The sequence below is a fragment of the Caldimonas tepidiphila genome, from assembly GCF_003569765.1.
Classification (GTDB): Bacteria; Pseudomonadota; Gammaproteobacteria; order Burkholderiales; family Burkholderiaceae_C; genus Caldimonas; species Caldimonas tepidiphila.
Genome location: NZ_KZ983963.1, coordinates 1 through 7,835, shown reverse-complemented (window position 1 = coordinate 7,835; position 7,835 = coordinate 1). Strand labels below are relative to the sequence as shown.

Genomic DNA, 7,835 nt, shown 5'->3' with positions numbered 1-7,835 from the left:
GCCGGCCCGCGTGGAAGGGCGCGACGAGCCCGGCGCCGGCCGCGAGCCGCGCGGCGACGCGCGCGATCGTCGCGGCCCGCACGAAGGGCATGTCGGCGAGGCCGACGAGCAGCGCGCTGCCCGCAGGCTGCGCGAGCGCGCCGGCCGCGAGGCTCGCGCCGAGGCCGCGGGCGCTGCCGGCCGCGCGCAAGGGCTGCGCGCCGAGCGCCCGCACCCGCTCGGCGAGCGCGTCCCCGTCGTCGTCGCGCAGCACCACCGTCAGCGGGACCGCCGCCGGCAGCGCCGCGCGCCAGAGCACGAGGCTCGCCTCCAGCATCGGGCGGCCGCCCACGGGCGCGGCGCGCTTGTCGGCGCCGAAGCGCCGCGAGCGGCCCGCGGCCAGCAGCAGCGCTGCGACCGGGACGGGATCCGGGGGCGTCGGGATCAAGGGCGCGCGTCGTCCCGCGCGCCGCACTCGGGCACGGCTGCGCCGCTGCGCGGCGGCATCGCCACCGCCGCGGTGCAGGCCGGGGCGCCGCGCCGCGCCGCGGTCTCGGCCTCGCGCGCGACGCGCACGAGGTCGGCCGCGACCGAGACCGCGATCTCCGGCGGCGTGCGCGCGCCGACGTCCACGCCCACTGGGCCGCGCAGCCGCGCGATCTCCGCGGGCGTCAGGTCGAACAGCGCGAGCCGCTCGCGCCGCGCCTCGGTGGTGCGCAGCGAGCCCATCGCGCCGACGTAGAAGGCGGCGGACTTCAGCGCCTCGAGCAGCGCCAGGTCGTCGAGCTTGGGGTCGTGGCTGAGCGCGACGACCGCGGTGTGCGCGTCGGGCAGCCGCGCGGCGATCGCGTCGTCGGGCATCTCGCGCACCAGCTCGCAGTCCGGGTGCGGCCAGGTGTCGAGGTACTCCTCGCGCGGGTCGATCACGGTGACGCGGTAGTCCATCGTGCGCGCGATCGGCGCGAGGTAGCGCGAGACCTCGCTGGCGCCGACGAGGATCAGCCGCCGGGTCGGCCCGAGCAGCTGCACGAAGCGCTCGCCGGCGAGCGCGGTCGCGTCGCCGGCCGACGAGGGCGCGACGCCCGAGGCGCCGCTGGCGAGGTCGATCTCGCGCCGCATCAGCATGCCGCCGCCGATCGCGGCGAGCAGCGCGTCGATCTCGGCGCGCGGCGCGGGCTCCAGCCACACGCGCAGGTGCCCGCCGCAGGGCAGGCGCAGCCGCGCGCGCTCCTCGGCGTCGCGGCCGTAGACGAAGGCGCGCGCGCGCTCGACGCCGGCCGCGTCGCGCCGCAGCCAGTCGACCAGGTCGTCCTCGACGCAGCCGCCGGAGACCGAGCCGACGACGCGGCCGTCGTCGCGCAGCACCGCCATCGAGCCCGGCGGGCGCGGCGCCGAGCCGTAGGTCTCGACCACCGTCGCGAGCCAGCAGCGGTGCCCTGCGGCGCTCCAGTCGGCCGCCGCGCGCAGCACCGCGAGGTCCATCGCTTCCATTGCCTCTCCTGCCGGCGCCCGCGGCGCCGTGTTCGGAACCGGGCGCGCGGGCCTGCCGCGCGCCCGGGGTGCCGGCCTCAGGCCGACTTCAGGCCCTCGGTGGCGAAGGGCAGCGTGCGCAGCCGCTTGCCGGTCAGGCGCGCGACCGCATTGGCCACCGCAGGCGCCACCAGCGGCACGCCGCACTCGCCCACGCCGCCCGGCGCCGCCTCGCTCCTGAGCACGCGGACGTCGATGCGCGGCACCTCGCTGCCGCGCAGCACCGGGTAGTCGTGGAAGTTCGACTGCACGACCTCGCCGCCCTTGTGCAGCAGCTCGGCGCGCGTGGACTCCAGGCCCCAGATCAGGCCGCCCTCGACCTGGCGCACGACGTTGTCGGGGAGCAGCGCGACGCCGCAGTCCACCGCGCACCACATCTGGTGCACCTTCGGCGCGCCGCTCTTGCGGTCCACCGAGACCTCCGCCACCAGCGCCGCGTGCGTCGACCAGATGTCGGAGTAGGCGACGCCGAGCGCGCGGCCGGCGGCGCGCTTGCGCTGCCAGCCCGCCATCGCGGCGGCCTCGCGCAGCACCGCCTGCGCACGCGGGTGCTTGTGCAGCAGCTGCAGGCGCAGCTGGAGCGGATCGAGCTTCCGCGCCGCCGCGACCTCGTCGATCATCGACTCGAGCGCGAACTTGGTGTAGCCGCCGCCGACGCCGCGCCAGAACGCGACGTCCACGCCGCGCTGCTGCCGCAGGTACTCGATCAGGTGCGCGGGCAGCTCGTACAGCGCCTCGGCGCCCTCGTGGAAGGGCGCGTCCTTGCCGCCGGCGGCCTGGAAGGCGCCCGGGTTGGCGCGGGCGTAGATGCTCTCGCCGGCGAGCCGGTGGTGCAGCGCGACGATCGCGCCCTTGTCGTCCAGGCCCACCTCGACGTGCTGCGCGGCGAGCGGCCGCGGCTTGCCGTGGCGCATCTCGTCCTCGCGGGTCCAGGTCACCTTCACCGGGCGGCCGTCGAGCGCCTTGGACAGCAGCGCCGCGTCGATGATCGCGTCGGGCTCAATCTTGCGGCCGAAGCCGCCGCCGAGCAGCATCGAGTGCACCGTGATGTCGGCCGGCTGCATCTTCAGCGCGCCGGCGAGCGCCAGGGTGTTGAGCGTCGGCGCCTGCGTCGAGGTCCAGACCTCGAGCTTGCCGCCCGCATGGCGCGCGGTCGCGGTGAAGGGCTCGAGCGCGGCATGCGTCAGGTGGCCGCTCACGTAGTCGGCCTTCAGCACCGTCTTCGCGCCGGCCATCGCGGCCGGCACGTCGCCGTGCTTCTCGACCACGACGGCGGGCTTCGAGAGGTCCTGCGTCGCGGCGAGGAAGTCCTTCTTCACCGCGTCGGTGGTGTAGTCGCGGGCCGGCGCCTCGCTCGACCAGGTGACCTTCAGCGCCTCGCGGGCCTTGCGCGCCGACCAGGTGTTGGTCGCGATCACGCCGACGCCGTAGGGCAGCGTCACGGCGCGCACGAAGCCCTTGACCTTGGCGGCCTCGCTGTCGTCCACGCTCAGCGGCCGCTCGCGCTGCACCGGCGGGCGCAGCACCGCGGCATGCAGCATGTCGGGCAGGCGCACGTCGATGCCGTAGACCGCGCGCCCGGTGGACTTGTCCTTCGCGTCGATGCGCGGCGCGTCCTTGCCGATCAGGCGGCACTCCGACAGCGGCTTGAGCATCGCCGGCGTGATCTCGGGCAGGCCGTCGGGCACGCGCGCGAAGGCCGCGACTTCGCCATAGCCCATGCGCCGACCGCTCGCCTTGTGCACGACCACGCCCGGCTCGGTGGACAGCTCGCCCGCCGGCACGCCCCAATTCCCGGCCGCGGCCAGCAGCAGCACCTGGCGCGCCTGGGCGCCGGCGATGCGCAGCGGCTCGTAGTAGCCGCGCGTGGTGCGCGAGGCGCCCGTCACCTGAGCGCCGCCGAACAGCTTGTTGCCGTAGGCCTTCGCGTTGTGCGGGGCCTGCTTCACCACCACCTTTGACCAGTCCGCGTCGAGGTCCTCGGCGACCAGCCGCGGCATCGCCGTGGAGGTGCCCTGCCCCATCTCGGCGGCCGGCGAGAAGATCGTGACGATGCCGTCCGTGCCGATCGTGACCCAGGGGCTCAGCGTCGCGCCGCCGGCGCCGGCTGCCTGCGCCATCGCCTGCTCGGCGATGCCGAGCGCCGGCGCGCCGAAGGCGACGCCGACCGCGAGGCCGCCCGCGCGCAGCAGGAAGGAGCGGCGCGACTTGTTCTCGATCTCGAGGGCCATGCTCAGCCCTCCTTCGCGGCGCGCGCGACCGCGGCGTGGATCTGGCGGTAGGTGCCGCAGCGGCAGATGTGGCCGTCCATCGCCTCGACGATCTGCGCGGAGCTCGGCTTCGGGTTCTTCTTCAGCAGCGCCGCGGCGCTCATGATCTGGCCCGACTGGCAGTAGCCGCACTGCGGCACGCCCTCGGCGACCCAGGCCTTCTGCACCGGGTGCTCGCCGTTCGGTGACAGGCCCTCGATCGTCGTGACCTTGCGGCCCTCGACCGCGGAGACCGGCAGCACGCAGGAGCGCGTCGGCTCGCCGTCCACGTGCACGGTGCAGGCGCCGCACATCGCCATGCCGCAGCCGAACTTGGTGCCGGTCATGCCGAGCTCGTCGCGCAGCACCCACAGCAGCGGCATGTCCGGCGCCACGTCGGCCTCGATCGTCTTTCCGTTGATATCCAGTCGCATTCGGACTCCTCCTAGCATTCGGAGCGGATGTTCGCATTGAGCACGCTCAAGAATATAGGTGTGAACCCCGATGCACAACGATGCAGGTCCTGCTGCAGGACAGGGGACGGACCGCCTCTCAAGCGAGCCGGAGCAGCGCCGGGGCGGCCAGTGCCAGTGCGGCAAGCACGCCGCCGGCGCAGGTGGCGAGGAAGTCGCCCGCCTCGGCGTTTCCCGTGCCGCTGAGGCGGTCCCAGGCCTCCTTCGCGGCGCCGAAGCCGACGCACAGGACGGCCCCGATCAGCGGCCCGGCGAGCAGCTGCCCGACAGCGAACAGCGCGCCGCCAGCGAGCACATGCAGGATCTTGTCGCGGGGAAGGAGGGAGCGCATCGGATCGTCCGGTTCCGGGAGGGGGAGCGAGGGCACGGCATGCCGCCCCCTTCCTGAGCAGAGCACATGCCGGGAACGCCGTCGCTTGCGAGCCGGCGTCGCCACAGCCCTGCGACTCGCTCCGGGCACATGCTGCCGGCATCATCGCGGGCAGATCTCGCGAGGAGCCTCATGCACCACCCGGTCACCCCCGACGGACGCTACTTCGTGGTGCGCGGACGCCTGTGGCGCTGCGCCGACCCGGCACTGCCCGAGGACCGGCGCCGCGAACTCGTCGGCGAACTGATGCGGGCCCGCGCCGAGGTCGGCCGCGCGCTGCGCGACGGCGACCGGGAGGCCGAACGGCGGGCACGCGCCAAGGTGCAGGAGGCGAAGGTGGCGCTCGGTGAACGGGGGCCGGTCTGGTGGACGGACGGCGCACCGGACTACAACCGCAGGCTCGCGAGGAACACGCCCTACCGGGACTGGTTCGATGCCTTGGGATGCCAGGGGAAAGCCTTCATCGCCCGGTAATCAGACCGCCTCACGCCCCAGGGCTGTTCACTTCTATCGGTATAGCGCCCGCGGTTGATTGATGGGGAGGGGTTGCGCCTTGCTGCGGAGTCCGGACCTGGACGAAGCGGCGAGGACGTGATGAGGCCTGGAGCAGGTCTGCGACCCGAGGCGAGCACAGGGCAAGCGCTACGACCTGCAGCATGTGCTGCTGTACTGCGTGCTGGCGGTGGTCTCGGGTGCGACCTCGTACCGCAGATCCACATCTTCATCGACACGCACTGGCCTCGGCTCAATGAGGTGTTCGGCAGCCGCTGGAAGCGCATACCGGCCTACACGGCACTGCGCTGTGATCCTGCAGGGGCTCGACGCGTCGCAGATGGAGGGCGCGATGCGCCACTTGGCCGGCGAGCAAGTGAACAGCCCTGGAACCGCACCTCTCAGGCCGGCGTCTTCGCCAACCAATTACGCGGGGACATCCCGACCCTAACGGTAAATGCGCGTGAGAGCGCAGAAGGGTTTGCATAGCCGAGTTCCTCGGCCAGTATCTTGATGGAATGCCCCTCGCGGAGCCGGCTTTGCGCCAGCGCGATGCGCCAGTCGGATAAGTAGTCCGCCGGCGTCTGGCCAATGACCTCTCGGAAGGTGTTGGCGAACGCCGTGCGGGACATGCCGGCGCGTTCGGCCATGCGTTCGAGCGTCCAGGGCTCGCCGGGGGCATCGTGCATGGCAACCAGGACGCGCGCCAGGCGCGGGTCGGACAATCCGGTGATCAGGCCGGGATGCACTCCGGCCTCCTGGGGGTGGTCGAGCAGCCAGCGCAGCAGTTGCAGCACCACCACCTCGAACAGCCGGTCGGCCAGCAGACGCTGACCGCAGCGCACCCGGTCGGTCTCGGCGAACAGCAGTTCCAGCGCCGCGTGCAGGCCCGGCACGCGCGCCAGCGGCAGCGCGATCAACGGCGGCAGCGCCCGCGCCAACGGGTTGCGCGCGCCGCCATCGAAGACCAGTCGTGCGCAGGTGAAATCCGACCCCTCGGCTGGTGGATTGTGGAAGCGGTGGGTGAACGGGCGCGGGTAGAGCAGCACGGTCGGTTCGTCGAAGCGCATCGACCGGGGCATGTTTCGCGCGCCGGGGTGGCTTACCCGCAACCAGCCACGGCGCAGCACATGCAGGTAGCCGTACCCCTCGCAGGCATCGAAGTGGCTGAGCCCGCACAGCACACCCGAGTGATGCAACTGCGCCCGCACACGGAAGCGCTCCAGGAGGCCCGAGAGGCGGTCGATAGGTGGGCTGACCTGCATTTGAACTAAATGATGCGTTTTATGTACTGGGCGATTTCTATCGTACATGAATCGTGCCGATACTCCTCCTGCCTCTTCACTCCCAACCAACGTTTACCAGGAGATCGTCATGCCGCGAGTCAACCTCCAGCCTCAATTTGTTCCCGCCGCCAGCCAACCCCTGCTGGCCCAGATCCATCAGGCGTTCGGTGTCACGCCCAACATGTTCAAGGCGGTGGCCAACGCCCCGGCCGCCTTGCAAAGCATGTGGGCCGCCTTCGGCGCCCTGAGCCAAGGCACCCTAGGTGCCAAACTCGGCGAGCAGATCGCCGTGGCCATCGCCAACCGCAACCGCTGCGAGTACTGCTTAGCCGCACATACCGTGCTCGGCCAGAAAGCGGGTGCATCTGCTGCCGAGATGGCTGCTGCGCAGACCGGCCAATCTGCTGACCCCAGTACCGCCGCGGCCCTGGCCTTCGCCCTGAAGGTCGTCGACCAGCGCGCGCAGGTCACCGATGCCGATGTCGCCGATCTGCACGAAGCCGGCTTCGGGGACGAGCAGATCGTCGAGATCATGGCCCACATCGCCCTCAACCTCTTCACCAACTACATCAACGTGGCCCTGGACGTTCCGGTCGATTTTCCCAAGGTCGCCCTGCGATGAACCACTCCCTGCGGCGCCAATGGCGACGCGGGGCATCCTGGCCGAAGGACGGATCCATGAAAAGTGCTGTCTTTGACACCTAGGGCCTGTCCAGCATCTACTGTTGACAAGGAATAGGCCCGAAGAGGTGTAATGAAGGCTTCTTCATGTGGTCGTGGAGGTGCCTCATGCGCAGCTACCTTCATGTGTGCGAGTGCCCTACTTGCCAGGCTGGCGAAGACGAGGCGACACGTGAGTTGCATCAGCAGATCAACCTGCTACTGAACCGCCTCGACGAGCAGCAACGCCGCTGGTACGCCGCACTGCAGGCCAAGCAGCTCGGCCGTGGCGGAGTGCAGCTCATGTCCTGGGTCACCGGGATCAGCGAGAAGACCATCAAGCGCGGGCATTGCGAGCTCGATGCCGAGCTGCTGGATCGGCCCGTGGGGCGAGTTCGCCAGGCAGGCGGCGGGCGCCGGCCCGTCGAGATCCAGGATACCCAGCTCGAGCGCTCGCTTGAGCGGCTGCTGGAATCCGAGACGGCGGGCAATCCGCAGGGCCCAGACAAGTACAAGCGCAGCTCGCTGCGGCAACTCAGTGCGAAGCTGCGCGAGCAAGGTGTCACTCGGCGTGTCCGACGACGGTGTCACGGCTGCTGCGCAAGCTTGGCTACTCGCCGAGAGTCAATGCTCGGCGCAAGGAGGCAGGCTCCTCGCCCGAGCAACGCGACGAGCAGTTCCACCACATTGAAGAGCTCAAGCAGACGTATCTGAAGGCGGGGGAGCCGGTGATCAGCGTGGATACAAAAAAAAGGAGCTGATCGGCGACTTCAAGAATGCAGGTCAGGCATGGCGC

At 71.2% G+C, this 7,835-nt stretch carries 11 protein-coding genes; 4 read left to right on the top strand and 7 right to left on the bottom strand.

The window, feature by feature from the left end; genetic code table 11:
- From D3A59_RS25890 to D3A59_RS02530, 5 genes are all read right to left on the bottom strand, one after another.
- On the bottom strand, window positions 1-427 hold a 427-nt coding region (locus D3A59_RS25890), incomplete at its 3' end, for an NTP transferase domain-containing protein (RefSeq protein WP_205665084.1).
- Window positions 424-1,470, bottom strand: coding sequence for an XdhC family protein (locus D3A59_RS02545; protein WP_119153367.1), 1,047 nt, complete (start codon window positions 1,468-1,470; stop codon window positions 424-426). The genes D3A59_RS02545 and D3A59_RS25890, both read right to left, overlap by 4 nt.
- A gap of 77 nt (window positions 1,471-1,547) precedes the next feature.
- Window positions 1,548-3,740: a xanthine dehydrogenase family protein molybdopterin-binding subunit gene (locus D3A59_RS02540; protein WP_119153366.1), complete on the bottom strand. Its 2,193-nt coding sequence runs from the start codon at window positions 3,738-3,740 to the stop codon at window positions 1,548-1,550.
- Window positions 3,741-3,742: 2 nt separating this feature from the next.
- On the bottom strand, window positions 3,743-4,192 hold the full coding sequence (locus D3A59_RS02535; protein WP_119153365.1) for a (2Fe-2S)-binding protein: 450 nt from the start codon (window positions 4,190-4,192) through the stop codon (window positions 3,743-3,745).
- A 118-nt stretch (window positions 4,193-4,310) separates the two neighbouring features.
- Window positions 4,311-4,562, bottom strand: a complete 252-nt coding sequence (locus D3A59_RS02530) for a hypothetical protein (protein WP_119153364.1) — start codon at window positions 4,560-4,562, stop codon at window positions 4,311-4,313.
- 171 nt (window positions 4,563-4,733) lie between these two features.
- Between D3A59_RS02530 and D3A59_RS02525 the strand changes: the two genes are divergently transcribed.
- On the top strand, window positions 4,734-5,075 hold the full coding sequence (locus D3A59_RS02525; protein WP_119153363.1) for a hypothetical protein: 342 nt from the start codon (window positions 4,734-4,736) through the stop codon (window positions 5,073-5,075).
- Between the two features lie 127 nt (window positions 5,076-5,202).
- Window positions 5,203-5,544 carry a transposase family protein gene (locus tag D3A59_RS26825; RefSeq protein WP_119153362.1) on the top strand — a complete coding sequence of 114 codons (342 nt, stop codon included), beginning with the start codon at window positions 5,203-5,205 and terminating at the stop codon, window positions 5,542-5,544.
- Here D3A59_RS26825 and D3A59_RS02515 read toward each other — a convergent pair.
- Window positions 5,495-6,358 carry an AraC family transcriptional regulator gene (locus D3A59_RS02515; RefSeq protein ID WP_119153361.1) on the bottom strand — a complete coding sequence of 288 codons (864 nt, stop codon included), beginning with the start codon at window positions 6,356-6,358 and terminating at the stop codon, window positions 5,495-5,497. The two genes, D3A59_RS26825 and D3A59_RS02515, sit on opposite strands and share 50 nt — an antisense overlap.
- A gap of 109 nt (window positions 6,359-6,467) precedes the next feature.
- On the opposite strand from D3A59_RS02515, the gene D3A59_RS02510 reads away from it, so the two are divergent.
- A complete protein-coding gene (locus D3A59_RS02510; RefSeq protein WP_119153360.1) occupies window positions 6,468-7,001 on the top strand; it encodes a carboxymuconolactone decarboxylase family protein in 534 nt (177 codons plus the stop codon).
- A 257-nt stretch (window positions 7,002-7,258) separates the two neighbouring features.
- Here D3A59_RS02510 and D3A59_RS26820 read toward each other — a convergent pair whose 3' ends face one another.
- Complete coding sequence (locus tag D3A59_RS26820; RefSeq protein ID WP_157991368.1) at window positions 7,259-7,597, bottom strand: hypothetical protein; 339 nt, start codon at window positions 7,595-7,597, stop codon at window positions 7,259-7,261.
- Between the two features lie 26 nt (window positions 7,598-7,623).
- Here D3A59_RS26820 and D3A59_RS26815 point away from each other — a divergent pair, with 26 nt between their 5' ends.
- On the top strand, window positions 7,624-7,800 hold the full coding sequence (locus D3A59_RS26815; RefSeq protein ID WP_157991367.1) for an ISAzo13-like element transposase-related protein: 177 nt from the start codon (window positions 7,624-7,626) through the stop codon (window positions 7,798-7,800).
- The last annotated feature ends 35 nt before the right edge of the window (window positions 7,801-7,835 follow it).